Genomic DNA, 24,784 nt, shown 5'->3' on the forward strand with positions numbered 1-24,784 from the left:
TTAGAGAGGGGCGTGACCGTGCCGTCACGCTCCCCAACACCGGACGCCGACGAACACACCACCACCACCCAAACCAACCACACCACCACCACAACCCACAACCCCCACCCACCCACGACGACACGTGGAACATCACCAGCGATGCCGGCAGCAACACCACCGACACCGAACCCCCACCCTTCTGAGAATTCCGACTCCTGAGAATTCCGACTCGGCCGAAGCTGACGCCGACGACGGGATGAACAAGCCGGCCGCTCGCGGATGGGGGACCCAGCCCGATATCTTCTTGGCATCGCTTCCCGGCCGGGTAAGCGAAATGCTCAGCGCAGCGCTTACTTTCGGGAGGTCCGGTGCCAAGCGATGTGCGGAAAGCGATCACGGGCGCGTCGATCGGGAACGCCGTCGAGTGGTTCGACTTCGCGATCTACGGATTTCTGGCGACGTTCATCGCGGCCAACTTCTTTCCAGCGGGCAACGAGACGGCGGCGCTGCTGAACACGTTCGCGATATTCGCCGCCGCCTTCTTCATGCGTCCGCTCGGCGGATTCGTCTTCGGTCCGCTGGGCGACAAGCTCGGCAGGCAGCGGGTCCTGGCGTTGGTGATCCTGTTGATGTCGGGCGCGACCGTTCTCATCGGCGTGCTGCCCACCTACGCCTCGATCGGTGTGGCCGCGCCGCTGCTCCTTCTGCTTCTGCGTTGCCTGCAGGGATTTTCGGCCGGCGGTGAATACGGGGGAGGCGCCGTCTATCTCGCGGAGTTCGCATCCGATCGCCGCCGGGGACTGACCATCACCTTCATGGCCTGGTCCGGTGTTCTGGGCTTCCTGCTCGGCTCCATCACGGTGACCCTGCTCCAGGCCCTGCTGCCCACCGAGGCGATGGAGAGCTACGGCTGGCGCATCCCGTTCCTGATCGCCGGGCCGCTGGGCCTCGTCGGCCTCTACATCCGGCTGCGCCTTGACGACACACCGCACTTCGCCGAACTCAGCAGGACCGACCGAGTCGCCGAGTCGCCGCTGCGCGAGGCGTTCACCACGTCATGGCGACCGATCCTGCAAGTCATCGGCATGTTCGTCGTCTTCAACGTCGGCTACTACGTGGTGTTCACGTTCCTGCCGACCTACTTCATCAAGACGCTCGAGTTCTCCAAGACCGACGCGTTCCTGTCGGTCACGCTGGCCAGCCTCGTCGCGCTCGTCCTGATCCTTCCGCTGGCCGCCTTGTCGGACCGGATCGGCCGCCGTCCGATGCTGATCGCCGGGGCGGTGGCCTTCGCGGTTCTCGGCTATCCGCTCTTCCTGCTGCTCAATTCCGGGTCGCTGGTCGCCGCCATCGCCGCCCACTGCGCCCTGGCGGCCATCGAGTCGATCTACGTCTCGACCGCGGTCTCGGCGGGAGTCGAACTGTTCGCGACCACCGTGCGCTACAGCGGATTCTCGATCGGCTACAACATCTGCGTCGCCGGGCTGGGCGGTACCACCCCGTACGTCGTCACCTGGTTGACCGCAGAGACCGGCAACGACCTGGCACCCGCGTGGTACCTGATCGTCGCGGCCGTGGTCTCGCTCGCGACGATCGTCACGCTGCGGGAGTCCGCGGGCCGGCCGCTCGCACAGACCGCGGATCCCCACCCCGCGGCTAGGGTGGGTCCATGAAGCTTCGCGTGATGCCCTACGTCACGGTCGAGATCGACGATCGGTTGCGTCGCCGCGTTCGGTCCGCCGGCGAGCGACTACGCGTCAATGTGCGGGCGTACCTGTTGAGCGCCGCCGACGACGTCGACACCGCCAGCGACAAAGTCCGCGGCCTGTGCGACCGGGCGGTCAACCGCGTCGACACGGTCGTCGCCACCGTCAACGATCGGATCGCCCCCGAGTCCGGTGCGCCGGCACTGCGCGTGCTCGCCGGCGGCCGCGAGGCCAGCTAGCGCCTCGCGACCGGCGGGTGTCAGCCCGCCCGTGCGGTGCGGCCGCCGACGAGGAACCCGGCGACGAGCACAACCAGACCGATGATCGCGACGGGGATCGCCCACGTCCGACGGTCGCCGACCGCCGAATGGCACTGCGCCACGTAGTCCGGCGGATCCGCCGTCAGCTCGTCGATGATCGGCAGGTTCTTCAGTTGGTTCGGATCGTTGCTGTTGGCCTGGCTGGCTGCGGTGTCGTCCGCGGCGATGGCATTGCCACACGAAATCTTCTGGTTGTCAGGTCCGGAGATCGACACCGGAACCAACAACGCGATGACTCCGACGAGAAGCACCACCGCACCGACCAGCACAAGCAAACGTCGCAGGTTCATGATCGGTTTGATGCCCCAATAGGTGGGGCACCAAACCTCGCAACCGGCCGGCGCCGCAGAGCCAGGCGCGCGGGTCCGCGATCCGTATGTTGTGCTTGTCCGATGTGCGCAGCCCGGCCGAAAAGGAGCGAAACGCGTTGGTAGGCCACTCGTGGTAGAGCAGGGTCTCGTAGTCCTGCTCGCGCTGCTCGCAGCGGTCTTCTTGGCGATCGGCATCGTGGTTCGGCAGCGCGCCACCATGGACGTGCCGGAGGAGCACGGCGTCAGCACCGTGATGGTGGTGACGCTGCTGCGCAGGCCACTCTGGTGGGCGGGCACGGCCGCCGCGCTGGCGGGCTACGGCTTCCAGGCCCTCGCCCTCATCAATGGATCACTTCTGCTGGTTCAGCCCATCCTGGTCTCGGCTCTACTGTTCGCGCTGCCGCTGAGCGCCCGGCTCGCCAACCGTCGGGTCACCCGCGGCGAGTGGATGTGGGCGCTTCTGCTCACAGCTGCGCTAGCGGTATTCGTGGTGCTGGCCAAGACCCGACCCGGCGACTACGAGGCGTCCGTTCCCCTGTCCGCGCTCGTGGCGGTCGTGTGTACCGGTGCCGTGACGGCATGCGTGATCCTGGCCGTCCGCACCGCCGGATGGAAACGTGCGGTGCTGCTCGCGGTCGCGGTCGGGTTGCTGTTCGGCGTCGTCGCGCTGCTGACGAAGATCGTGATGTTCCTGCTCGCCAACGGCGGCGTCGGCAAGGTGATGACGACCCCGGCGCTCTATCTGCTCATTGTGCTGGGGGTCCTCGCGGTATTCCTGCAGCAGTCCGCATTCCACGCCGGATCGCTGCAGACCTCGGTGCCGACGATGCTCGTCTTCGAACCGGTGGTCGCCGTTGTGCTGGGCGCGGTCGTTCTCGGCGAGCACATGACCGTCGGTGGCGTGAAGGCGGTCGCCATTTCCGCCGCCCTCGTCGCGATGGCGGCGGCCACGATCGCGCTCGGTCGCGAGGAGGGCGCGCTCGAAGAGGAGCTCGAGGCGGAGGCCGCCGCGGCGGCCAAACACGGCCCCTGACGGCGAAGTCAGGGACCGTCGGATCGACGCTCCTCGTTGGCCATCGCGGTCCACAACAGCCGGGCGGCGTCGCGCGCGGACGGCTGAGGAGCGATCGGCTCAGCGACACCCGGCTGCTGGGCCGGACGACCACTGATGTGTTCCAACAACGCCACTGCCAGTTCGCGCAGCTTGACGTTGAACTCCTGGCTCGCGCGACGCAGCATGCTCCACGCCTGCTCGGCGTCGCAGCCGACCAACCCCATCAAAGCGCCCTTGGCCTGCTCGATGGCGCCCCGCGACTGCAACGCGGCCAGCAGGTCCTCGAACGCCGCCTCATTCTGGGCCGCGGTGGTGACCAGAGCCGCCGAGACGAGCTGTTCGTAGGCGATCAACGTCGTGACGGTCACCGCCGACGCCGGCTCGGTCAATGTGCACGACAAGACGATTGCCGCGTCGTCGCGCCAGAAGCCCGGCACCGCCGCCGCTCCGTGGACGGCTTGCAGGTCGGCCGCGATTTCCCCGGCGCGGTCCGACGCCGCATCGAAGTTCAGGTCGGGCCAACGATCATCGGTCCACAGATCGAGGCTCAGCACCGGCACCTGATGAAACAGCGCGTCGGCGACGGGTCCGCCCAGTCCCGACAGCTGCGCGGCCACCATTTCGCCTTCGATACCGAGCGCCGCGAGAGTGGACGCATCCTCGTTGAACCGCTTGTCGTGGACGGTGGCGGCAACCCCCACCGTGTTCGGTACGGCGGCCTGTAACCGTTCGAGGATCCTGTGTAGGAGCGCGATCAGTTCGGGGTGCTGACGAGGCTGAAAACTGGGCGCTGGCATCCCGATCCGCTCAATTGACGACGGTGACTGTCGCGACCTTGTCGAGGCCGGAGATCCCGAGAAGCGTCGTGATCGGCCCATCTGTGGGCACCACCAGTTCGAGTTTGGCGTTGGCCGCGACGGAGAACAGCTCCCGCAGCGCGGCGCTGTCGCAGTACGTGACCCCGGTCAGGTCGACCGTGACGGAGGAACCGTCCGCGGCCGCGCGCGACAACACGTCGCTGAACTCATCGACGTTCGCCAAGTCGATCTCGCCGACCGCGGTGACAACCGGAGGCGCCTCAGCGCCTCCGGACTCGAGCCGGAACTGGTTGCGGGTCACTGTTTTCAGCCCCCCACCATCGACGCGCCACACCGCTGGACGGCAGTGTGAGCGAATCCGATCACAGAACCTCCCGATGTCCTAGCGGCTCCACCGCCTCTGTGCACGCCAAACAGCCCGCATTGCTGCCTCTTCCCGACAGACGTTCCTTGCCAATAGTTTTAATACCACGACAGCGGTATTCACGCGGGCAGAGCTCGTTCAAACTCGAATCTCCGGTAAGTGAAACGTCATATCGACCGTGGTGCCGGCCGCTGTGCCGTCGAGGTCCACGCGATCGCTGACGGCGCGCATCAACGACAGACCGCGACCTCGGGTGCCCGGATCGGGAGGCGGCGGCTTCCACGATCCGAAGTCGGTGACCCGCACGTGGATCGCCGCGTCGTGAATCTCGGCCTCGACGCGCACGCGTCCTGGCTCATGGCCGCGGTAGGCATGCTCCACGCTGTTGGAGCAGGCCTCGTTGACGACGAGGATGAGGTCCGACACCGACTCGTCGGTGGCGCCGTTGGCCGCGAGCCACGCCGCCAACCTGTGCCGGATCTCGGTCAGCTTCGCAGCGGTCGCGGTGTCGTCGATGACCAGGGAGGCTTTCGGGGACCGATAGATCACGATCGCCACATCGTCGTCGAACCCGCTGTCGGGCACCAAGGCGCTCAGCACCGCGTTGGCGACACCTTCGATCGGCAGTCGCACGGTCTCGGCCAACACCGCCGACAGCCGGTCGATCTGCGAGTCGATCGACCGGTCACGGCGTTCGACCAGGCCGTCGGTGTAGAGCATCAACGTCGAGCCCGCGGGCAACGGGTGCGTCGTCTGCGGGCGGGGACGGGAGTGCGCCACGGCGAGGGGGACCGAGCTCGCCTCGTCGAGTAGTTGCGGCGCAGCGGTTCCGGACACCAGCACCGGCGGGACGTGACCGGCGCTGCTGTACTCCACGGTCGCGGACACGGTGTCCACGATCGCCACGAACGCGGTGGTGCAGTAGGCGTCCGGGATGAACTCCGCGACCGAGTCGAGGTGTTCGAGCACCGTCGCCGGGCGCGCCCCGGTGAGGAGCAGTGCCCGCGTCGACGCCCGCAATTGCCCCATCACGGCGGCCGCCGCGAGCCCGCGCCCGACGCAGTCCCCGACCACGATCCCGATCCGGCCGTCACCAACGGGGAGCACGTCGTAGAAGTCGCCACCGATCTCCAGCGGATGGACCGCGGGCTCGTAGCGCACCGCGAACCCCGGCGGCAGATCGATCGGGGACAGCATCGACCGCTGCAGCGTCAGCGACGTCTCCCTGGCGCTCGCGAACTGTCGTACGTGCTGCATGGCCGAGCTGAGATGGCCGACGAGCGCCGAGACCAGGCGCCGGTCCTCAGCGCTGACCACCCGCGGAACGTGGTGCTCCAGGCACAGCACCATGTCTCGGGCACCTGAGAGAACCGCGACGAATCCCCTGGTGGTGCCTGCGCTGGGCACCGCGCCGACCGGCGTCACCGTCAGCGGTATCCACGTGCGTGCGTCCTCGAACGTGCGGCGCCAGTCATCGCCGAGGTCCCGCCATGAGGCGACCGCGGGTTCGCCGGCCACCCGCACGGTCGGCTCCTCCCCGTCGGCCTGCGGCCACGTCACCGCGATCAGCCGCTGTGCGTCCAACGGCACGCGACACTGCGCGAGCGTTATCGCCAACACCTCGTCGACGTCCTTGGCGACGCTGACGGCCGTCGCCAACCGCGCCATCGCCCGGTCGCGCTCCGCGGCGGCTCGAGGCGCCGTGACATCCCGGATGGTGCCCACGTAGAGACCGCGCCGGGATTGATGGTCCGGTACGGCGTTGATGCTGATCGCGACCCACCGCGTCCGTCCGTCGCGGTGCCTGATCTTCGTTTCGGCCGTCAGGCGGCCTTCGCGGACGAGGGTGGCCCGGCGATCGTCGGCCGCGACCCCGTCGATCGCCCAGGGATGAGGCATCGGATAGGGCAGACCGTCCTGGCCGTACCCGGTGATCTCTGCGAAGGCGTCGTTGATCTCGACGACGCACCCGGTGGCGTCGCTGACGAAGAAGCCCTCTTGCAGCGAGTTGACCAGCGCGCTGCGAAACACGTCGCGATCGGCGAGATGGTCGGCCCTCGCCCGTTCGCGCTCGTAGCGCTGGTAGAAATCTGCGGTGTCGGTCATGTTCGCGGCAGTCGGTCCTCCCAGCTCGCGCTCACACCGGAATCACCCAGCGCACAAGTCTCTCCCCGACATTAGCCTGCGTATCACAGCATCAACCGCTGAAGCACTGATCTGTGCCAGGGCGCGACGGGTTAAGCTCGCCCCATTGCCGTCGTGGTGGCGGCGCCTACCGGAGGACCACCGTTGTCACGTAATGAGCCGATAACCACTTCGATCTCCCACGAGGACGGCATCGCTGTGTTGACGGTCGGCGGTGACGTCGACCTCGCCACGGTCCCGGCGTTTCAGGCGGCGATCACCGAGGTGCTCACCCAGGAGCCCTCGGCCCTCGTCGTCGACCTGCTTGCGGTGGACTTCCTCGCATCCGCGGGGTTGCAGGCGCTGGTCGCGACACACGAAACCGTGAGCAAATCCGCACGCTTCGCGGTGGTGGCGGACGGGCCTGCGACCAGCAGACCGATCCAGCTGACCGGACTCGATCAGGTGTTCTCGCTGTATCCGACCCTCGCCGAGGCGTTGGGCGCGCTGAAGTCCGGTTCCTAGTCCCCGCACATTGCTAGCTGCGGTTTCGAACTGAGCGAAGGTCCCGATCTTCGGTTAGAGTTTCGAACGCCGGCTTTGATCTTGAAGCCATCTGGCGCCGGTCGGGACAGTTAGGACTGCAATCATGAGGTCAGCTCGGATCGGTCGTCGCATCGCCGCCGTCGCGGGCGGTACCGCCGCGGTCGCGATGGTGATGTTCAGCGCGTCGTGCTCCAGCGAGGAGAAGGCGCCGGAAGAGACCACCACCACGACGACCACGACGACAACCACCACCGAAGCGCCGCCCCCTCCGCCGGTGGAGACCACCGACAAGGCGCCGCGCATTTCGCCGGGGCCCAACCCGTTCTCACCGACGGTGACGGCACCACCGGCGCCGACGGCGATCCCCGGCGACCACTAGCCAGTCACCGACCCGGGTTCGAAATACGCTGGCTTCCGTGAAAGCGCGGCATCTCGGTGTGCTGGCGCTGATCGCGGTGGGTGTATTCGTACTCGTCGCGGATCTGCGCCCCGCCGCCGTGCGCCCCGGCGGTGAGGTGATCGCCGGCCCCTACTCCTACCTGTTGGCGAGCTCGGCCGATCTGGGGCCCTCCCGCGACAGCGGCGTACAACTGACGGTCGCGTTGCGCTACGAGCACCGCCCCGCGGGGGTGTACGCCTGGGCGGACGGCCGCGGCCTGTCCGTCCGGTGGCGCCAAGGACACCAGTGGGCCGTGGTGGAAGGACCGGCGGCATCGGTGGCCGATGCGTTCGACGTCGAGGTGCATGACTACCGCGGGCGCCGAGGCCAGGTGTTCTACGCATCCCCGCAACAACCGGACGTGCCGGATGTGTTGCGCGAGGAGGTCTCTGAGGTCGGCCGGATTCTCGGTTACGTGCCGCACCACACGTCGCACATCTGGACGCTGCCGCTCGATGTTCCGGACAAGGGCCTGACGCCCGAGGCGCTGCGCAACACCTACAACGCCGCGCCGCTGGCCGCCGCCGGCTACACCGGCAAGGGCACCACGATCGTGTTCTTCGCCTTCGACGGCTTCGACCAGGCCGACCTCGACAGCTTCGCCGACACGTACGACCTACCCCGCTTCACCCCCGAGGTGATCGGCGAACTCGACGAACCGCGCGGCGAAGCCACGATGGACCTGCAGGTGGCGCACGCGGTCGCGCCCGATGCACGCAAGGTCGTGGTCAGTGCCCTTCCGACCGTCACCGCCGACGGCGCATTCGAACGCATCGGCCAGATGCTCGAGGAGACCGACCGCCGGTATCCGGGCGCAGTGTGGAGCTTCTCCATCGGGTGGGGCTGCGACAAGCTGATCACCGCCGCCGACCTCGCGCCCGTGCGGTCGGCGCTGGCCGCCGCGCAGTCACACGGCACGACGGCGTTCAACGCCAGTGGTGATCTCGCGGGCCTCGAGTGCAAAGGCGGCGACGACTGGTCCTCGCCGCCGGGCGAGTCCGACATCGGCCTGGACTCGATCGCCTCGCTGCCGGAGATGACCGATGTGGGCGGAACCACCCTGTCCACCGACAGCGAGGGTCGGTGGCTGTCCGAGCAGGCGTGGTTCGACGTGCCGCTGTCGGTGGGCACGGGCGGCGGCGTCTCGGCGGTGTTCGACCGTCCCGGCTGGCAGCGCCAGGTGTGGCCGGACCGCGACACCGATCGCAGGCTGACTCCGGACGTCGCCGCCGTCGCGGACCCGTTCACCGGCGTGCGCATCGTCTTTCAGCAGACGCCCCTGGTCGGTGGCGGCACGTCGCAGTCGGCGCCGATCTGGGCCGGCCTGGCCGCGGTGATGAACCAGTACCTGCTCGCCAATGGTGGCCACCTGCTCGGCGACCTGAACCCGCTGCTGTATCGCATCTCGAGCGGCGCACCGCTGCCGGCCTTCCGCGACGTCACCCTCGGAGGTAACGCCGTCGCCGACGCACTGCCCGGGTACGACCTGGTGACCGGCTTGGGCACCCCGGATGTCGACAACCTCGTGCGCAACGTGCTCATCCTGCAGAGGGCGGCCGCATGACCACCGGCGACGACGACAGCGTCCCGACCGCGGAGTGCCGGGTCTGCAAGACCGACGTGCCGGCCGGCGAGTACTGCGGGTTGTGCGGATGTCACCTGACGCCGCGGCCGTGGGAGGGCCCGGATTGGTTGCGCCCGCGCGATTTCAGCGCCGCCCCCAACGAGCACCTCCTGCAGGTCTCGGTCGCGAGCTCGCTGTTCCCGCATCTGCCTGGGCGGTCTCGCGCCGCGTTCCGGATCGGCCTGCTGGTGTTGGTGGCGGCGCTCATCGGCTTCACACTGCTGCGGTTGCCTGCCGCCGTGGTGACCGTTGCCGCGTTGGGTCTGCCGCTGCTGTTCGTGCTGTATCTGCGCGAGTCGGACGCGTTCCGCGACTTTCCCGTCGGCACACTGGTTCTCACGGTCGTGCTGGCTGTCGGGCTCGCGGTCGGCTGGGCGCTGTTGACCGGTGCGATGTTCGCCAAGTCCTATGGTGTCGCGTTGGGTTCGGCGATCGTCGGCACGCGCATGTTGAGCATGGGCATCGTGGTTCCACTCGGCGGGGTCGTTCTGATGCTGTTACCCGCCGTGCTCATTCGCGTGGCCCGTCCGTCGTCACGAGAAGCGCTGGACGGCTTCATGATCGGAACGTTGGCGGCGTTGAGCTTCTCCGCGGCGGCGACGCTCACGCGGCTGGCTCCGCAGTTCGGCACCGGCGTGGTGAGCAAGCGCCCGATGGAAAGCCTGCTCGTCGAGGCGGGCATCCGCGGACTGGCGGCACCGTTGATCGCCGCGGCGGCGGGCGGATTGATCGGTGCGGCACTGTGGTTCACCCGGCCACCGAGTAAACGCGACCAACGCCCGGGCGTCGTGCGCGCGATGCTGATCGGCTTCGCGGCCGCGGTGCTCATCGTGTATCTGGCGCTCGGCCTGATCGACGTCGCCCGCTTTCCGCAGATGCTGATGCTGGTGCTGTACCTCATGTTGGCGGCGGTGGCGCTGCTGGTGCTGCGAATCGGCCTACACCTGGCGTTGCTACACGAGGCGCACGACGAGATCCGTGCGGAGGAACCGCTGTTGTGCCCGCACTGCGGTCATGTCGTGCCGGATATGGCGTTCTGCCCGGCGTGCGGGGTGGCCACGCGCGCGTCCTCGCGCTCGTCACGCAGGACGAGGCGCGAATCGCGCCCGGTTCGCGGTGACCCAACGTGAGCACGCCGACGAACTTCTTTCCCGGCTACGCGGTTCCGGCCGGCGCGTACGCGGCCGCTGCGCCGCGGCGGACCTCGCGCAGACGGCTGGTGCTGACGTGGTCGGCCGCGATCGTGGTGATCGCCGCCGTCCTCGTCGGTGTGTCGGCGATGGTGGCCAAGCGGCCGGTGCGCTACATATGCCCGCCCGACTGTGGGCGTCCGCCGACCGGCACCCCGGTGGCCATCAACCCGCGCTTCACTTCGCCGGACGGTGCGTTCTCGGTGTCCTATCCGGCGGCGGAGTCGGCCTACCGGGTGAGCACCAATCCCAACGGGGTGACCGCCGAACTGCTCGCCGGAGACGGCGGGACGCTGCAGTTGTTCAGCGAACCCGCCGCGGGTCGATCAGCGCAGGAGATCGCAAAGTCGTTGGTGCAAGCCACTTTTCCCGACACGCGCACCGCTTACGAGATCCCCAACGCCATGGTCGGCTTCCATCCGGGCTACGGTGAAGTCGCCGACTGTTGGCCGCAGGGCGCCAACAGCAGCTATCTGCGGATGCGGGTCCTTGTCGTGGCCGCGGTGAAGAACGACCTGGCGTTGGTTGCCGCGGCGGTGGGCCCGTATCACCAGTTCAGCCCCGACTTCGGGTTCGGTAAACCGTCCGGCGCCAATCTCCAGATCGCCCTGGACATGGGCAAATACGTCAACAGTTTCAGTTGGCGGGGGGACCGGCCCCGGTGAGTGCTCAGATGGCGCCGTTGAAAAGGCAGAACCAGGTGGCGACGATCATGATGACCGCCAGGGTCCCGGTCACGACCACGTGAGCCAGCAGATGCGTTCGGTCCTTCATGGCGGCGACGCTAGGGAGGCGACCTGAGATGTCTCTGGCAGCGCCTGCAGAATCCGCTGATTGACGCGACTCAGACGGCGGAGGCGACCTTGGCCGCGGCGTGGTCGGGCATCGGGTCGTAGCGGGCGAAGGTCCTGGTGAACGTGCCGGCGCCGTGGGCCAGCGAACGCAGATCGATGGCGTAGCGGGCGAGCTCGACCTCGGGGATCTCGGCCTTGACCAGGGTGCGGTCGTCGCCGACCTTTTCGGTGCCCAGCACGCGGCCTCGCCGCCCGGCCAGGTCGCCCATGATCGCGCCGACGAAGTCGTCGGGAATCAGCACGCTCACCTCGTCGACAGGTTCGAGCAGGTTCACCCTGGTCGCGGCTGCCGCTTCTCGCAGTGCCAGCCCGCCCGCCATCTGGAAGGCGAAGTCCGACGAGTCGACGCTGTGGGCTTTTCCGTCGAACAGCGTGACGCGGATGTCGACGACCGGGTAGCCGGGTCCGACACCCTTTTCCATCTGTGCCCGAACGCCTTTCTCGACGCTCGGGATGAACTGGCGGGGCACCGCACCGCCGACGACCTTGTCGATGAACTCGAAACCGGAGCCTTCGGGCAGCGGCTCGACCTCGATGTCGCAGACCGCGTACTGGCCGTGTCCGCCGGACTGCTTGACGTGTCGGCCGTGTCCTTTTGCCTTGCCGCCGAAGGTTTCTCGCAGCGGGATACGCAACTCGACGGTGTCGACGGCGACACCATAGCGTCGGGAGAGCGCGTCGAGGACGACGTTGGCGTGCGCTTCACCCATCGTCCAGAGCACGATCTGGTGGGTCTCGGGGTTCTGCTCGATGCGCAGGGTCGGATCTTCGGCGGCCAACCGTTGCAGACCGCCGGACAGTTTGTCCTCGTCGGTCTTTGCTCTCGGCTGCACCGCGATGGGCAGCAGCGGTTCGGGCATGCTCCATGGCCGCAGCACCAGCGGATCGGACTTGTCCGAGAGCGTGTCTCCCGTCTCGGCGCGGCTGAGCCGTCCGATCGCGCAGATGTCGCCGGCGATCACCGACGGTGCGGGGCGCTGCTGTTTGCCGAGCGGGAACGACAGCGAGCCGATGCGCTCGTCCTCGTCGTGATCCTCGTGCGCGGCGAGCGGGCCGGTCAACGAGCCGCTACCGCCGAAGAACGACGAGAAGTGGCCGGACACATGCACTGTCGAGTCGGGCGTGATGGTTCCCGAGAACACCCGGACCAGGCTGACCCGTCCCACGTAGGGATCCGACGTCGTCTTGACCACCTCGGCCAGCAGCGGGCCGTCCGGGTCGCAGGGCAACTCGGCGCGCGGTTTGCCCTGCGGCGTGAAGACCTCGGGCAATCGATGCTCGGGGGGTGAGGGAAAGCCGGCGGTGATGATCTCGAGCAGTTCGAGCGTGCCGACGCCCGTGCCGCTGCACACCGGAAGAGCGGGGAAGAACGTCGCCCGGGCGACGGCCTTCTCCAAATCGTCGATGAGCACCGACTGGTCGATCTCCTCGCCACCGAGGTAACGCTCCATCAGCGTCTCGTCCTCGGACTCCTCGATGATGCCCTCGATCAGGACGCCGCGCTGTTCGGAGATCGCGCTGGCGTATGACTGGTCGGGTTCATGGGTGGTGGTGCGCCTACCGTCGGCGTACTCGTAGTGCGTCTCGGACAGCAGCCCGATCAGCCCCGTGCACGGAGAATCCGCGGGGAGATACAGCGGAAGCACCTTGTCGCCGAACGCCTGCTGCGCGGCGGCCAACGCGTTGGCGTAGTTGGCGCGGGCGTGGTCGAGTTTCGTGATGACCACCGCGCGCGGCATGCCGACCTGGTCGCATTCGAGCCAGAGCGCCTTGGTCGGTTCATCGACCCCTTCGTTGGCGGCGATGACGAACAGCGCGCAGTCCGCCGCGCGTAACCCCGCCCGCAGTTCGCCGACGAAATCGGCGTAGCCGGGAGTGTCGATGAGGTTCACCTTGATGCCGTCGTGTCGCAGCGATGCGAGCGCAAGGCCCACCGAACGCTGTTGGGAGACCTCGGCTTCGTCGCTGTCGCAGACCGTGGTGCCGTCCTGGACCGAACCCTGTCTGGTGAGGACGCCCGCGGCCACCAGAAGTGCCTCGATGAGTGTTGTCTTGCCGCCACCCGATGGGCCCACCAGCGCCACATTGCGGATGGCGGCCGGACTGTCCGCGGTCGGGGCGGCTCCGGCGCCCTGGGAATGTGTCGTCTTGTCAGCCATGACGTTCCCTTCCACGACGGCTGCGCTGCCGCCAAAGTGTGTGTTAGACCACAATTCCCCTAACCGACAGCGAGCACAAGAGCTTGACCGAATTCGCGTTCAGGCCTGCCACGACGCCCACTTCGTGATGGTCACGCTGACCACCGGGCCGTCGAGGGCGATCCGCTGATACTGCGGATACTTGTTGCGCAGCAGCGTGTACCCGGTCGCCAATTCCTCGCCGGCGTAGTGAATTTCGGCCTGTCCGTCGACGCGCACCCACCACAGCTGCGCCCAGTCGTCGTCGTAGTGGTCGACGAGCATGCTCACTTGCGGGTTGACCTCGATGTTGCTCAGCCGCCGCAGATTGCGCGTCGACTTCCGCTTGGCGTCGACGGCGGTGTAGACCGTTCCGGCGTGCACGGCGAACACGACCGGCACCAGGTGTGGCGCCCCTGCGGCTCCGACGGTGGCGAGCGCCGCGACGGGTGCCGCGGCGAACATGGCCTCGGGATCGAATGTGGCCATGCTCGCAGCCTATTCCGGTTCGACGCGCGCGGGCAGGGGTCGCCGCCACAGGCACGAGCCGCGTGACCCACAGGGGCGAGCCGCCGGACTCACAGGTGCGAACGGGAATCGCGCACCGGACACACCGGTTGAATTCATTATTCGGAAATCGCGAGACGTCGTCGTTGCGGGCCCGCAGCGCACGAGTGAGAAGGAGAACGACGATGAGAACCCTGATCACGCCCCTGGCACTGGCCGTCACTGCCGCTGCGATCGGATTCGCGCCGGTGGCCGCAGCCGCACCGACAGGCTGCTCCTATACCGGCGGTGCCGTGGCGTGCCAGACGCCCGGCAACGTTCAGATCACCGCCCAGCCGGGGCAGGCCTCAGCGGACGCCGCCCGACTGCAGTACCCGTTCTACGGGCCCTACGGCTTCGAGCTGCGCCACGACAACGGGCATCATCGCTGAGGCGGACCGGGCCGCTGCGGCGCGACGCTGATGGGTGACCGGGTCACCGGCGTGCGTGTCACCCCGATCTCCGGGTCGCGGCCGGTGCGGGTCGGCGGAGTGCGCGGCCGGTAGGTCGCTGGTGGCGCAGGGGTGACCGGCGCGGCCGACGTCTCGACTCGCGGTGGTGGAGCCGGCCGTGGCGGCGGCGCCTGGGTGTTCGGTGACTGCGGTTGCGTGCGCGCCGGCGCCGTGGTCTGGACGGTCGGGCGGACCGGTTCAGGATCCCGGCCGGCGGGCTCGCCCGGCGCGCGGAGTATCAGCAGGACAGCGGAGACGACGAGCGCGGCGGCCGCGAGCGCGGTGGCGAGAAGAATGCCGAGGTTTCGTCTGGTGCGGTACCAGGGCGGTGGGGCGGGCTCGAAGTACCAGCTGTTTTCGTCGAAGGCGTCGAACATCATGTCCCGGCCCGGCACCTTCTCGGGATCAAAGACGTCAGCGTCCGCTTCCGCCCCCGAGTCGGCGGCTTTCACGACATCGACCGGGTCATCTGTGAGGTAGTCGAAGTCCCCCGAAACTTCGCGTCGCGCCACATGAGAATGCTAACGCCGGGGAAAGCGGGTGGCCCGGCAAACTCCGAGGGAACTTGCGCGTCGCCGTGACCCCCGCGATAGGGTTTCGAGCGCCCTCGCGCGGAGTCGTTCGCCGCGGCGATCCGATGCGGTAACCGCTGCGTCACCACACCGACTCCCGACCATCGGAAGGTTCGGCAATGAAGATGACCAGTCTGGCGGCCACATTCGCCGCATCCGTTCTGCTGCTGGCCGGTTCGGTTGCGTGCGCGCCGCCGGAGAAGAGCGGTGACGGCGAGCAGACGCAGTCCGGTGTCAAGGCCGCAGAAGCCACGTCCGCCGAGGACTTCGGGGGGATGGACGGGCTGGTGACGGCGGCCAAGAACGAGGGCGAGCTCAACGTCATTGCGCTACCGCCGGATTGGGCGAACTACGGCGCGATCATCGAGGCATTCTCCGAGAAGTACGGCATCAAGGTCAACTCGGCACAGCCCGACGCGTCGAGCCAGGACGAGATCAACGCGGCCAACCAGCAGAAGGGCAGGAGCACCGCGCCCGACGTGTTCGACCTCGGACAGTCCGTCGCCCTGGCCAACACCGAGATGTTCGCGCCTTACAAGGTTGTCAATTTCGACGACATCCCCGCGGCGTTCAAGGACAAGGACGGCACCTGGGTCAACGATTACGGCGGCTACATGTCGATCGGCTTCGACTCGGCCAAGGTGCCGCCGGTGACGCGCATCGACGACCTGCTGAAGCCGGAGTACCAGGGCAAGGTGGCACTCAACGGTGACCCCACGCAGGCGGGCGCCGCGTTCTCCGGTGTGCTGATGGTCGCCCTCTCTCAGGGAGGTTCGGTCGACGACATCGCCCCGGGCGTCGAGTTTTTCCGGAAGTTGGCGGACGCGGGAAACTTCGTGCCCGTTGACCCGACGCCGGCCACCATCGGATCCGGTCAGACACCGGTGGTGATCGACTGGAACTACACCAACGCCGCCGAAAGCAAGAAGCTGCCGTCGTGGCAGGTTCTGGTGCCGTCGGATCACCCCGTCGCCGGCTATTACTACCAGGCGATCAACAAGGATGCGCCGCACCCGGCCGCCGCACGGCTGTGGCAGGAATTCCTCTACAGCGACGAGGGGCAGAACTTGTTCGCGCTCGGCGGTGTTCGCCCGGTTCGCGCCGACATCATGGCCACCGACGCCACTTTGGACAAGGCGGCGGCGGATTCACTGCCCGTCATCGACGGGCCGGTGACGGTGCCCTCACCCGAGCAGACGCAGGTGGCCACCAAGTACCTGTCGGAGCACTGGGCCGCCGCGATCGGCTGACCGAGCACGGGAGGTGTGAGTCTGAAGAGGCTGCGGGACGCCGCGCGAGACACGCTGCCGCTGCTGCCGTTTGTGGCGGTGGTGGTGGTCTTTCTGCTCATCCCCACTGTGACGGTGATCGTCAACGCGTTCTTCGCCGACGGCGCGTTCTCCCTGGAGCGCATCGACGCGTTGTTCTCAGGCCCGGCATTGTCGGCCCTGAGCAAGAGCATGGTGTTGTCGAGCAGCACCGCGCTCATCGGCGCGACCTTCGGGGCGGTGCTGTCCTGGCTGATCGCGTCCGGCTCTCCGACGTCGCTGGTGCGGCGCGCGGTGCTGGCCTTGTGTAGTGTGCTCGCACAGTTCGGCAGTGTCGCACTGGCTTTCGCGTTCCTGGCGACCATCGGGCTCAATGGTGTGCTGACGTTGTGGGTCCAGCGGCTCTTCGACTGGAACCTGGCCGCATCGGGATGGCTGTACGGGCTGCCCGGCCTGATCCTGGTTTACACGTATTTCCAGATCCCGCTGATGGTCATCGTGTTCATGCCCGCCCTCGAGGGCCTGCGAGATCAGTGGCGCGAAGCGGCGCTGAGCCTGGGCGCTTCTCGGCTGCAGTACTTCCGCGAGGTCGTCGTGCCGTTGTTGACGCCCGCGTTCCTGGGGTCGGCGTTGTTGTTGTTCGCCAACGCATTCGCCGCGTACGCGACGGCCGCAGCGTTGGTCAGTCAGGGCAGCCCGATCGTGCCGCTGTTGATCAGGACGGCGCTCACCAGTGAGGTGGTGTTGGGGCAGACCGGCTTCGCGTATGCGTTGGCGCTCGAGATGATCGTCGTCGTGGCGGTGGTGATGGTGGCCTACCACAGATTGGTGCGACGTTCGGCGCGGTGGCTCCGATGACCTTCGGCACCAGGATGATTCGGGGCGTGCTCTGGGCGTTGTTCGGCCTGTTCTTCCTGTTCCCGCTCTACGCAATGGCGGATTTCTCGACACGCAACCTGGTGGCGGGCGGACGCACGTTGCGGGCGTGGGGCAACCTGATCGCCGACGACGCGCTTTACCAGGCCATCGTCGTGTCCCTGCTGCTCGCGGTGTTCACCGCGCTCGCGACGTTGGTGATCTTGTTGCCGACCATGATCTGGGTACGGCTGCGGGCATCGTGGGCGAAAGGGACCCTCGAGTTCCTGTGCCTGCTGCCGTTGACGATTCCAGCGTTGGTCATCGTGGTCGGTCTGCGCAATGTCTACCTGTGGGTGGTGTACTTTCTCGGCGAATCGGCGTTGACGCTGACCTTCGTCTACATCGTGTTGGTGTTTCCGTTCGCCTACCGTGCGCTGGACGCGGCGTTGTCGTCGATCGACCTACGCACCCTCACTGACGCCGCTCGATCGCTCGGCGCCGGTTGGGCGGCAACGATTCTGCGGGTGGTCGTGCCCAATATCTGGTCGGGGATCCTGTCCGCAGCCTTCTTCTCGATCGCCGTCGTGCTCGGGGAGTACACCATCGCATCGCTGAGCGGTTACGAGACTTTGCAGGTACAGATCGTGGCGATCGGTAAGGCCGACGGTCCCACGTCGGTGGCCGCGTCGTTGGCCGTTCTGTTGCTAGGTTTCGTTCTGCTGGTGGGACTTTCACTCGTCACCCGAGGGCGCCGCCGAGTTCAGGGAGTCACCGCATGAACACGGGAGTCGTCGTCGAGCTCAACGAGCTGACGCGGGTGTACGGGTCGATGAAGGCGCTCGACGGGCTGACACTGCGCATCGAACCCGGCGAGCTCGTCGCGCTGCTCGGCCCGTCGGGCTGCGGTAAGACCACCGCGCTGCGCATCCTCGCCGGGCTGGACAGGGCGACATCGGGCACGGTGTCCGTCGATGGGCGAGACGTCAGCCGGCTACCGGCCAACAAGCGGGATATGGCATGGTGTTTCAGGCCTACAGCCTGTTTCCCCACCTCACCGCGCTCGACAATGTCGCATTCGGTCTGAAGATGCGCGATACCTCCAAACGTGAACGCCTGTCTCGGGCCGGCGACATGCTGGACCTGGTCGGCCTGTCGGGCCACACCGACAAGTACGCCAGCGAATTGTCCGGCGGTCAGCAGCAACGCGTCGCGCTGGCCCGCGCCCTGGCGATCGCGCCGCGCGTGCTGCTGCTCGACGAACCGCTGTCGGCGTTGGACGCCGTCGTGCGGTCCCAGTTGCGCGACGAGATCCGCCGCGTGCAGTCGGAGGTCGGTACCACGATGTTGTTCGTCACCCACGACCAGGAGGAAGCGCTCGCTGTCGCCGACCGCGTCGGGGTGATGAACCAGGGCAGACTCGAACAGCTGGCCGCTCCTGCCGACATCTACGCCAACCCGGCGACACCCTTCGTCGCGGAGTTCGTCGGCCTGAACAACAAAGTGCGCGCGGCAGTTTCGAGTGGCCGGACCCACCTGCTGGGCACGTCGGTTCCGACGCTGCCGGGTTCGGTGACGTCCGGGCCCGGGCTGGCGATGGTCCGGCCGGAATCGGTGACGGTGACCGCTGATGAGGCAGGCACGTCGACCGTCAGCTCGGTGGCGTTCCTCGGCGCGATCTCGCGCGTCTACGCCGCGACGGAGGACGGCACCGTGATCTGTTCGCAGATGGCGAGTTCGGCGGCGCGCCACTTCGCGCCCGGCGACGCGGTCACCGTCGGTGTGGAATCCGACGGTGTGCTGGTCGTGCCTGGGTGAACGGGGTCAGACGTCTTTGACCGGTTCGATGCCGAGGTCTCGGTAACTGACCAGCGCGGCGAACGGCACACCGCGCGCGGCGAAGCGTTTGGAGGCGATGTCGCCGCGGTCCACCATCGGGATCACGCCGGTGACCACCGCACCCGCCGCGGTCACCCGGTCGAACGCGATCTCGGTCGAGCCGCCGGTGCTGATCACATCGTCGACCAGCAACACCCGCGTACCCGGCGCCAACCGGGTGCCCTCGATCCACTGCTCGCGTCCGCGTGACTTCTGTTCCTTGCGGACCGAGAACCACGCCTTGCCGGTGACCATCGCGATGCCGTGCGCCAGCGGGTCGGCGCCCATGGTCAACCCGCCCACCGCGTCGAAGTCGATGCCGCGGCTCTCGGCCAGTTCGGCGACCGCGCGGCTGACGATCGTCAGCCGCTCACCGGTGTCGATCGCGTACTTGCCGTCGATGTAGTCGTGGCTGAGCTGGCCGCTGGCCAACCGGAACGGCTCGTCGCGGCGCTCGTGGCCGCGGGTGGCGATCAGGTCGAACGCCGCTTGCCAGGTGGCCGGTCGCCCGGAGGGAGCCGCAGCAGTCATGGGGTGATCGTATTTCAGCCGCGGCGCGCCAGGCGGGTCAGCTCGACGGCGGCCGAACGCAATTCGTCGATCGAGTCGATCTTCTTCGGATAGCCGATCCGGGTGTAGGCCAGACCGCGGTCGGTGGTGAGTCGCAGGTCGAGGCCGTACCGGTCCGCGCCGGTGCAGGTCGCCGCGGTGGTGTCGGGGTAGCCGCCCAACGCCTTGGCCATCGCGACCAGCGTGTCGGCGTGGTCGGCGTTGAGGTGCGCGACAGCGCCGGCCGCCAGCGGTTGGACCGGATCGGGTTGCGCTGCCGAATACGCCTCACCGGTCGTCGACTCCATCCGCCCGTAGCCGCCGACCCAGCGCACCCGCCGCACCCGCAGCACCCACAGCGTGAAGTCGCTGTAGTCGATGTAGTACTTCGCGGCAGCGACGGCCGACAGGTGTGCTTCGCGCGCGGCGGCGAGTTCGTCGTCGGTGGGCCGCTCGACCACCCCGGCGAGCGTGACCCTTCCACTGGCCAGCGGGTCGGTCTCCGACGTCGGCGCGACGATCGCGATGCTCGCCCGCGGGTCGGCCAACAGATTGCGGCCGTGCTCGGCGAGGTTGGACACGCACAGCACAGGAGCGCCGGCGAGCAACCCGTACGTCACGAACGACGCCCACGGATCCCCCTCGGCCGTCAGCGTCGCCAATGTCGCGGTATTGGTGGATGCGGCGATGGTCCGGGCTTCCTCGGCAGCCGTCGGGCGGACGGAGTTGACGACCTCCGTCAGCGGCGGAGGAATCGACGGTGCGTCGCCGGGGTCGCCGTGATCACGTGTGGCCACGCCGGAACGATACCGAAGTCAGCGCGCGCAGAAATTTCCGCCGATTCGATTCTCGGCGACGTGGGTAGGTTGAACACCGTATGGAACTACACCGGTTGGACCAGCACAGCGGTGCCCGAGCATCCGACGTATCCGCCGACCACGACCCGGCGGAGGGCAGTCACGTCGAGGACGGTGTCGTCGAGCACCCCACCGCCGAGGACTTCGGCCACGCTCGGGTACTGCCCGAGGACCGCACGTGGTTCAAACGCGCCGTCTTCTACGAAGTGCTGGTGCGTGCCTTCTACGATTCGAACTCCGACGGCATCGGGGATCTGCGTGGGCTGACCGAGCAGCTCGACTACGTGAAGTGGCTTGGCGTGGACTGTCTTTGGCTGCCGCCGTTCTATGATTCGCCGTTGCGCGACGGTGGCTACGACATCCGCGACTTCTACAAGGTGCTGCCGGAATTCGGCACTGTCGACGACTTCGTCGAGCTCTTGGACGCCGCGCACCGCCGCGGGATCCGCGTCATCACCGACCTCGTGATGAACCACACGTCCGACCAGCACGCGTGGTTCCAGGAATCGCGACGGGACCCCGACGGACCGTACGGCGACTTCTACGTGTGGAGCGACACCAGCGACAAGTACTCCGACGCCCGAATCATCTTCGTCGACACCGAGGAGTCGAACTGGACCTTCGATCCGGTGCGACGGCAGTTCTACTGGCACCGCTTCTTCAGCCACCAGCCCGACCTCAACTACGACAACCCCGCCGTTCAGGAGGCGATGCTCGATGTCCTGCGGTTCTGGCTCGACATCGGCATCGACGGGTTCCGGTTGGACGCGGTGCCCTACCTCTTCGAGCGGGAGGGCACCAACTGCGAGAACCTGCCCGAGACGCACGCGTTTCTCAAGCACTGCCGCAAGGTGATCGACGACGAGTATCCGGGCCGCGTGCTGTTGGCCGAGGCCAACCAGTGGCCGGCCGACGTCGTCGAGTACTTCGGTGACCCGGACACCGGCGGCGACGAATGCCACATGGCGTTCCACTTTCCGCTGATGCCGCGCATCTTCATGGCCGTGCGTCGCGAATCACGGTTCCCGATCTCGGAGATCCTGGCGCAGACGCCCGACATCCCCGAGATGGCGCAGTGGGGCATCTTCCTTCGCAACCACGACGAGTTGACCCTGGAGATGGTCACCGACGAAGAGCGTGACTACATGTACGCCGAGTACGCCAAGGATCCGCGGATGAAGGCGAACGTCGGCATCCGCAGACGGCTGGCGCCGCTGCTGGACAACGACCGCAACCAGATGGAACTGTTCACCGCGCTGTTGCTGTCGCTGCCCGGTTCGCCGGTGCTGTATTACGGCGACGAGATCGGAATGGGCGACATCATCTGGCTCGGCGACCGCGACGCGGTGCGCACTCCGATGCAGTGGACGCCTGACCGCAACGCGGGCTTCTCGACGGCGACGCCCGGGCGGGTGTATCTGCCGCCGAACCAGGACGCGATCTACGGCTATCAGGCCGTCAATGTGGAAGCGCAGCGGGACATTTCGAACTCGCTGCTGAACTGGACCCGCACGATGCTCGCGGTGCGCAGCCGCCACGAGGCGTTCGCCATCGGCAGCTTCCACGAGTTGGGTGGTTCCAACCCGTCGGTGCTCACCTACGTCCGTGAGGTCGAAAAGGACTCGGGCGGGAAAGATACCGTGCTCTGCGTCAACAATCTCTCCCGGTTCCCTCAGCCGATCGAGTTGAACCTGCAGGCCTACAACGGATATACGCCGGTCGAGATGACCGGGTACGTGGAGTTTCCCCGCATCGGGCAGTTGCCCTACCTGCTGACCCTGCCCGGCCACGGGTTCTACTGGTTCTCGCTGAAGGCACCCAGCCAGGAGCATGGAGAACAGTCATGACCCTGCCGTTCGACGAGTGGCTGCCACACCAACGGTGGTACGCCGGGCGCAGCCGTGAGTTGGCCGCGGTGCAGCAGGCGGCCTCCACCACGCTGCGCGACGATTTGGACCTGGTGCTGCTCGATGTCTCCTACACCGACGGTTCGAGTGAGCGCTATCAGGTGTTGGTGCGCTGGAACACCGGCCCCATTGAGGAGTACGCGGAGGTCGCGACCATCGGCGCCGACGGTGACCGCACCGCCTATGACGCCCTCTACGACCCGGGCGCGGCGCAGTACCTGCTGTCGCTGATCGACTCGTCGGCGACGGTGGGGGACGGTGCCGGGGCGGTGCGTTTCGTCAAGGAGCCCGATGTGGAGTTGCCGCTGGACGCGGCGCCGCGGGTCTCGGCGGCCGAGCAGAGCAACACCAGCGTGGTGTTCGAGGAGAAGGCGATCCTCAAGCTTTTCCGTCGCATCACACCCGGCACGAACCCGGACATCGAGCTGAACCGCGTGCTGGCCCGCGCCGGCAACCCGCACGTGGCGCGGCTGCTCGGCTCGTTCGAGACGACGTGGGACGGGCGCGAGGACGGCGAGCCGTGCGCGCTCGGCATGGTGACCGAGTTCGCGGCGACCTCGGCCGAGGGCTGGGATATGGCGACCGCGAGCACGCGTGACCTGTTCGCCGAGGGTGACCTATACGCCGACGAGGTCGGCGGCGACTTCGCCGGCGAGTCGTACCGGCTCGGCGAGGCGGTCGCGTCGGTGCACGCGACGCTGGCCGACGAACTGGGCACCGAGACCACGCTGTTCCCGACGGACACCGCGCTGGAGCGGCTGGCGTCGGCGACAAAGTCCGTGCCCGACCTCGAGAAGTACGCGCCGCTGATCGAGGAGCGGTACCGCAAGCTGTCAGAGGAGACCGTCACCGTTCAGCGCATCCACGGCGATCTGCATCTCGGCCAGGTGTTGCGCATCCCCGAAGGCTGGCTGCTCATCGACTTCGAGGGTGAGCCCGGTCAGCCGCTCGAGGAACGGCGCCGACCGGACTCCCCGCTGCGCGACGTGGCCGGGGTGCTGCGGTCCTTCGAATACGCCGCCTACCAACGGTTGATGGAACAGTCCTCCGACGAGGACCACGACCGTCAGCTCGGCGCGCGAGCCCGCGAGTGGGTGGACCGCAACGCCGCGTCGTTCTGCGAGGGCTATGCAGAGGTGTCGGGTACCGACCCTCGCGACAACGGGCAACTGTTGGCGGCCTACGAACTGGACAAGGCGATCTACGAGGCCGCGTACGAGGCGCGCTTCCGGCCGAGTTGGTTGCCGATCCCGATGAAGTCGATCGCGCGCATCATCGGCTGATCCGATCGTGGCCAAGTACTCGCTCAACGATGCGGCGGTGGCCAGAGCGCGTGAACTGATCGATGCGCGCCAGTACGTGCTCGACAGCGATTGGGGCGAGGTGCAGCCGCGCGCCGAGGCGCAGAACGCCTATCTCGACACACACTCCTGGCAGGACTATGCGGCATGGCATCTCGGCCTGACCGAGGGTGCCCGCGACGAGACCAAGGCGCGGTACGCGTTCGTCTACGGCGACTTTCGCCGGCTCCACCGGTCAGGGCTCATCGCCTGCGTGTACCGGGCGTCGGAGTGGCGGCACAAGGACGTGGAACTCGCCGCCCACCAGCTGCTGCAGTACCTCGACGGAAAGACCGGGCTGAAGCCGTCCCGGCCTATTGGTGAAGCATGAGGTCGAGCACGCGCTCGCTCAGCGCCGCGGGCTCGCGCGGTGCCGCTCCCACCTCGTGCAACAAGCCGAGGCCGGTGGCGAACAGGAGAGCCGAACGCAGGTCCGCCTCGCCGTCGTCGAACCCGTAGTCGACCAGCGCCTCCCGCACCGCGTTGAGCACGCGCACATCGCTCTGCTGGACGCTGGCCAGCACCGTCTGGTCGGTCAACGACCAGACCCGCATCGCGCGCTCCAGCGCCCACTGGTCGGGACACATCAGTGTCTGGATCATCGCCGCCAACCGGGCGCGGGGTTCGGCGCCGCGCATGCCCTCGAACCGGTGCCGCTGCTCGTCGTGCAGATTGGCCCACGCCCGGGCCAGCGCGTCGCGGTAGGCGGGCATGTCGGTGAAGTGCCAGTAGAAGCTGCCCTTGGTAACTTCGAGACGCTCACACAGACGGCCGATCCGCAGCGCTCCGGGGCCGCCGTCGGCGAGCACGTCAAAACCGGTCTGGATCCAGTCTTGAGCGGTGACCCGACGCCCGGTGCTGGTGGGGGCGGTCATGGAGGGCAGCATACGCGGATGCGTCCCCATTACTGACACTCACGAAAATTTTCGGACTAACAATCTGGACGGCAACCGTGGCCGCCGGTAGGCGCCGCCGCTCATCGGCTCCTACTCGCCCCGCCCGGGCGTGTGACAACTCAGACTGTCATTCGCGACGGCCACGGTTGCTGTGA

At 67.4% G+C, this 24,784-nt stretch carries 26 protein-coding genes and 1 pseudogene; 17 read left to right on the forward strand and 10 right to left on the reverse strand.

Annotated elements, in window-relative coordinates:
• The first annotated feature begins 350 nt into the window (after window positions 1-350).
• Window positions 351-1,655 (forward strand): MFS transporter, encoded by a 1,305-nt coding sequence (locus tag AU197_RS19470; RefSeq protein ID WP_064404552.1) that lies wholly within the window; start codon window positions 351-353, stop codon window positions 1,653-1,655.
• Window positions 1,652-1,927, forward strand: a complete 276-nt coding sequence (locus AU197_RS19475) for a hypothetical protein (RefSeq protein ID WP_064404554.1) — start codon at window positions 1,652-1,654, stop codon at window positions 1,925-1,927. Before AU197_RS19470 ends, AU197_RS19475 begins: the two co-directional genes overlap by 4 nt.
• A 20-nt stretch (window positions 1,928-1,947) precedes the next feature.
• Here the strand turns inward: AU197_RS19475 and AU197_RS19480 are convergent, their stop codons facing one another.
• Window positions 1,948-2,298 (reverse strand): hypothetical protein, encoded by a 351-nt coding sequence (locus AU197_RS19480; RefSeq protein WP_064404555.1) that lies wholly within the window; start codon window positions 2,296-2,298, stop codon window positions 1,948-1,950.
• A 151-nt stretch (window positions 2,299-2,449) separates the two neighbouring features.
• Here AU197_RS19480 and AU197_RS19485 point away from each other — a divergent pair, with 151 nt between their 5' ends.
• Window positions 2,450-3,352 (forward strand): DMT family transporter, encoded by a 903-nt coding sequence (locus tag AU197_RS19485; protein ID WP_064404557.1) that lies wholly within the window; start codon window positions 2,450-2,452, stop codon window positions 3,350-3,352.
• A gap of 8 nt (window positions 3,353-3,360) precedes the next feature.
• On the opposite strand, the gene AU197_RS19490 is transcribed toward AU197_RS19485, so the two are convergent.
• The 3 genes from AU197_RS19490 to AU197_RS19500 form a co-directional block, all read right to left on the reverse strand.
• Window positions 3,361-4,170 (reverse strand): ANTAR domain-containing protein, encoded by an 810-nt coding sequence (locus AU197_RS19490; RefSeq protein WP_064404559.1) that lies wholly within the window; start codon window positions 4,168-4,170, stop codon window positions 3,361-3,363.
• A 10-nt stretch (window positions 4,171-4,180) separates the two neighbouring features.
• The gene (locus AU197_RS19495; RefSeq protein ID WP_064404561.1) at window positions 4,181-4,492 is read right to left on the reverse strand and encodes an STAS domain-containing protein; all 312 of its coding nucleotides are present in this window, start codon (window positions 4,490-4,492) and stop codon (window positions 4,181-4,183) included.
• Between the two features lie 201 nt (window positions 4,493-4,693).
• The gene (locus AU197_RS19500) at window positions 4,694-6,661 is read right to left on the reverse strand and encodes a SpoIIE family protein phosphatase (protein WP_064404564.1); all 1,968 of its coding nucleotides are present in this window, start codon (window positions 6,659-6,661) and stop codon (window positions 4,694-4,696) included.
• A 183-nt stretch (window positions 6,662-6,844) separates the two neighbouring features.
• Between AU197_RS19500 and AU197_RS19505 the strand changes: the two genes are divergently transcribed.
• The 5 genes from AU197_RS19505 to AU197_RS19525 all read left to right on the forward strand — a co-directional run bounded on the left by AU197_RS19505 (window position 6,845) and on the right by AU197_RS19525 (window position 11,143).
• Entirely contained in the window at window positions 6,845-7,204 is a 360-nt protein-coding gene (locus AU197_RS19505) for an STAS domain-containing protein (protein ID WP_197415606.1), read from the forward strand.
• 124 nt (window positions 7,205-7,328) lie between these two features.
• On the forward strand, window positions 7,329-7,604 hold the full coding sequence (locus AU197_RS19510) for a hypothetical protein (protein WP_064404571.1): 276 nt from the start codon (window positions 7,329-7,331) through the stop codon (window positions 7,602-7,604).
• 37 nt (window positions 7,605-7,641) lie between these two features.
• Window positions 7,642-9,228, forward strand: a complete 1,587-nt coding sequence (locus AU197_RS19515) for a S53 family peptidase (protein WP_064404573.1) — start codon at window positions 7,642-7,644, stop codon at window positions 9,226-9,228.
• A complete protein-coding gene (locus tag AU197_RS19520; RefSeq protein WP_064404575.1) occupies window positions 9,225-10,418 on the forward strand; it encodes a zinc ribbon domain-containing protein in 1,194 nt (397 codons plus the stop codon). Before AU197_RS19515 ends, AU197_RS19520 begins: the two co-directional genes overlap by 4 nt.
• Window positions 10,415-11,143: a hypothetical protein gene (locus AU197_RS19525; protein ID WP_064404577.1), complete on the forward strand. Its 729-nt coding sequence runs from the start codon at window positions 10,415-10,417 to the stop codon at window positions 11,141-11,143. Before AU197_RS19520 ends, AU197_RS19525 begins: the two co-directional genes overlap by 4 nt.
• Before the next feature lie 179 nt (window positions 11,144-11,322).
• Here AU197_RS19525 and AU197_RS19530 read toward each other — a convergent pair whose 3' ends face one another.
• Together AU197_RS19530 and AU197_RS19535 are read right to left on the reverse strand one after the other, a co-directional pair.
• Complete coding sequence (locus AU197_RS19530; RefSeq protein WP_064404578.1) at window positions 11,323-13,491, reverse strand: elongation factor G-like protein EF-G2; 2,169 nt, start codon at window positions 13,489-13,491, stop codon at window positions 11,323-11,325.
• Between the two features lie 99 nt (window positions 13,492-13,590).
• Window positions 13,591-13,998 carry a TIGR03668 family PPOX class F420-dependent oxidoreductase gene (locus AU197_RS19535; protein ID WP_064404580.1) on the reverse strand — a complete coding sequence of 136 codons (408 nt, stop codon included), beginning with the start codon at window positions 13,996-13,998 and terminating at the stop codon, window positions 13,591-13,593.
• Window positions 13,999-14,201: 203 nt separating this feature from the next.
• On the opposite strand from AU197_RS19535, the gene AU197_RS19540 reads away from it, so the two are divergent.
• Window positions 14,202-14,447 (forward strand): hypothetical protein, encoded by a 246-nt coding sequence (locus AU197_RS19540; RefSeq protein WP_064404582.1) that lies wholly within the window; start codon window positions 14,202-14,204, stop codon window positions 14,445-14,447.
• Here the strand turns inward: AU197_RS19540 and AU197_RS19545 are convergent.
• Window positions 14,438-15,019: a hypothetical protein gene (locus AU197_RS19545; protein WP_064404583.1), complete on the reverse strand. Its 582-nt coding sequence runs from the start codon at window positions 15,017-15,019 to the stop codon at window positions 14,438-14,440. The genes AU197_RS19540 and AU197_RS19545 overlap by 10 nt on opposite strands.
• Window positions 15,020-15,198: 179 nt before the next feature.
• On the opposite strand from AU197_RS19545, the gene AU197_RS19550 reads away from it, so the two are divergent.
• The 5 genes and pseudogenes from AU197_RS19550 to AU197_RS26695 all read left to right on the forward strand — a co-directional run bounded on the left by AU197_RS19550 (window position 15,199) and on the right by AU197_RS26695 (window position 19,020).
• The gene (locus AU197_RS19550; RefSeq protein ID WP_082696755.1) at window positions 15,199-16,329 is read left to right on the forward strand and encodes an ABC transporter substrate-binding protein; all 1,131 of its coding nucleotides are present in this window, start codon (window positions 15,199-15,201) and stop codon (window positions 16,327-16,329) included.
• A gap of 15 nt (window positions 16,330-16,344) precedes the next feature.
• The gene (locus AU197_RS19555; RefSeq protein ID WP_064404586.1) at window positions 16,345-17,205 is read left to right on the forward strand and encodes an ABC transporter permease; all 861 of its coding nucleotides are present in this window, start codon (window positions 16,345-16,347) and stop codon (window positions 17,203-17,205) included.
• Window positions 17,202-17,984: an ABC transporter permease gene (locus tag AU197_RS19560; RefSeq protein ID WP_064404588.1), complete on the forward strand. Its 783-nt coding sequence runs from the start codon at window positions 17,202-17,204 to the stop codon at window positions 17,982-17,984. Before AU197_RS19555 ends, AU197_RS19560 begins: the two co-directional genes overlap by 4 nt.
• Window positions 17,985-18,034: 50 nt before the next feature.
• Window positions 18,035-18,411 (forward strand): annotated as a pseudogene (locus AU197_RS26690) (ABC transporter ATP-binding protein); the annotation flags it as partial.
• Window positions 18,412-18,798: 387 nt separating this feature from the next.
• Window positions 18,799-19,020, forward strand: coding sequence for a TOBE domain-containing protein (locus AU197_RS26695; RefSeq protein ID WP_231745123.1), 222 nt, complete (start codon window positions 18,799-18,801; stop codon window positions 19,018-19,020).
• 6 nt (window positions 19,021-19,026) lie between these two features.
• Here the strand turns inward: AU197_RS26695 and AU197_RS19570 are convergent, their stop codons facing one another.
• Window positions 19,027-19,611 carry an orotate phosphoribosyltransferase gene (locus AU197_RS19570; protein ID WP_064404590.1) on the reverse strand — a complete coding sequence of 195 codons (585 nt, stop codon included), beginning with the start codon at window positions 19,609-19,611 and terminating at the stop codon, window positions 19,027-19,029.
• A 14-nt stretch (window positions 19,612-19,625) separates the two neighbouring features.
• Window positions 19,626-20,426: a HugZ family pyridoxamine 5'-phosphate oxidase gene (locus tag AU197_RS19575; protein WP_064404593.1), complete on the reverse strand. Its 801-nt coding sequence runs from the start codon at window positions 20,424-20,426 to the stop codon at window positions 19,626-19,628.
• A gap of 80 nt (window positions 20,427-20,506) precedes the next feature.
• On the opposite strand from AU197_RS19575, the gene treS reads away from it, so the two are divergent.
• The 3 genes from treS to AU197_RS19590 are packed head-to-tail and all read left to right on the forward strand — an operon-like array spanning window position 20,507 to window position 24,064.
• The gene (treS, locus tag AU197_RS19580; protein WP_064404595.1) at window positions 20,507-22,333 is read left to right on the forward strand and encodes a maltose alpha-D-glucosyltransferase; all 1,827 of its coding nucleotides are present in this window, start codon (window positions 20,507-20,509) and stop codon (window positions 22,331-22,333) included.
• On the forward strand, window positions 22,330-23,676 hold the full coding sequence (locus AU197_RS19585) for a maltokinase N-terminal cap-like domain-containing protein (protein WP_064404597.1): 1,347 nt from the start codon (window positions 22,330-22,332) through the stop codon (window positions 23,674-23,676). Before treS ends, AU197_RS19585 begins: the two co-directional genes overlap by 4 nt.
• A gap of 7 nt (window positions 23,677-23,683) precedes the next feature.
• A complete protein-coding gene (locus AU197_RS19590; protein WP_064404599.1) occupies window positions 23,684-24,064 on the forward strand; it encodes a hypothetical protein in 381 nt (126 codons plus the stop codon).
• On the opposite strand, the gene AU197_RS19595 is transcribed toward AU197_RS19590, so the two are convergent.
• Entirely contained in the window at window positions 24,048-24,608 is a 561-nt protein-coding gene (locus AU197_RS19595; protein WP_064405038.1) for a TetR/AcrR family transcriptional regulator, read from the reverse strand. The genes AU197_RS19590 and AU197_RS19595 overlap by 17 nt on opposite strands.
• Window positions 24,609-24,784 lie beyond the last annotated feature (176 nt).

Origin of the sequence: Mycobacterium sp. IS-1590, assembly GCF_001500025.1 — a bacterium.
Lineage (GTDB): Bacteria > Actinomycetota > Actinomycetes > Mycobacteriales > Mycobacteriaceae > Mycobacterium.

What these genes read in the sequence shown, in the direction of transcription:
- AU197_RS19595 (WP_064405038.1), bottom strand. Translation starts at nt 24,608, where the DNA reads ATGACCGCCCCCACCAGCACCGGGCGTCGGGTCACCGCTCAAGACTGG.
- AU197_RS19560 (WP_064404588.1), top strand. Translation starts at nt 17,202, where the DNA reads ATGACCTTCGGCACCAGGATGATTCGGGGCGTGCTCTGGGCGTTGTTC.
- AU197_RS19585 (WP_064404597.1), top strand. Translation starts at nt 22,330, where the DNA reads ATGACCCTGCCGTTCGACGAGTGGCTGCCACACCAACGGTGGTACGCC.
- AU197_RS19490 (WP_064404559.1), bottom strand. Translation starts at nt 4,170, where the DNA reads ATGCCAGCGCCCAGTTTTCAGCCTCGTCAGCACCCCGAACTGATCGCG.
- AU197_RS19475 (WP_064404554.1), top strand. Translation starts at nt 1,652, where the DNA reads ATGAAGCTTCGCGTGATGCCCTACGTCACGGTCGAGATCGACGATCGG.
- treS (WP_064404595.1), top strand. Translation starts at nt 20,507, where the DNA reads ATGGAACTACACCGGTTGGACCAGCACAGCGGTGCCCGAGCATCCGAC.
- AU197_RS19500 (WP_064404564.1), bottom strand. Translation starts at nt 6,661, where the DNA reads ATGACCGACACCGCAGATTTCTACCAGCGCTACGAGCGCGAACGGGCG.
- AU197_RS19540 (WP_064404582.1), top strand. Translation starts at nt 14,202, where the DNA reads ATGAGAACCCTGATCACGCCCCTGGCACTGGCCGTCACTGCCGCTGCG.
- AU197_RS19570 (WP_064404590.1), bottom strand. Translation starts at nt 19,611, where the DNA reads ATGACTGCTGCGGCTCCCTCCGGGCGACCGGCCACCTGGCAAGCGGCG.
- AU197_RS19480 (WP_064404555.1), bottom strand. Translation starts at nt 2,298, where the DNA reads ATGAACCTGCGACGTTTGCTTGTGCTGGTCGGTGCGGTGGTGCTTCTC.
- AU197_RS19535 (WP_064404580.1), bottom strand. Translation starts at nt 13,998, where the DNA reads ATGGCCACATTCGATCCCGAGGCCATGTTCGCCGCGGCACCCGTCGCG.
- AU197_RS19510 (WP_064404571.1), top strand. Translation starts at nt 7,329, where the DNA reads ATGAGGTCAGCTCGGATCGGTCGTCGCATCGCCGCCGTCGCGGGCGGT.
- AU197_RS26695 (WP_231745123.1), top strand. Translation starts at nt 18,799, where the DNA reads ATGGTCCGGCCGGAATCGGTGACGGTGACCGCTGATGAGGCAGGCACG.
- AU197_RS19520 (WP_064404575.1), top strand. Translation starts at nt 9,225, where the DNA reads ATGACCACCGGCGACGACGACAGCGTCCCGACCGCGGAGTGCCGGGTC.
- AU197_RS19550 (WP_082696755.1), top strand. Translation starts at nt 15,199, where the DNA reads ATGAAGATGACCAGTCTGGCGGCCACATTCGCCGCATCCGTTCTGCTG.
- AU197_RS19530 (WP_064404578.1), bottom strand. Translation starts at nt 13,491, where the DNA reads ATGGCTGACAAGACGACACATTCCCAGGGCGCCGGAGCCGCCCCGACC.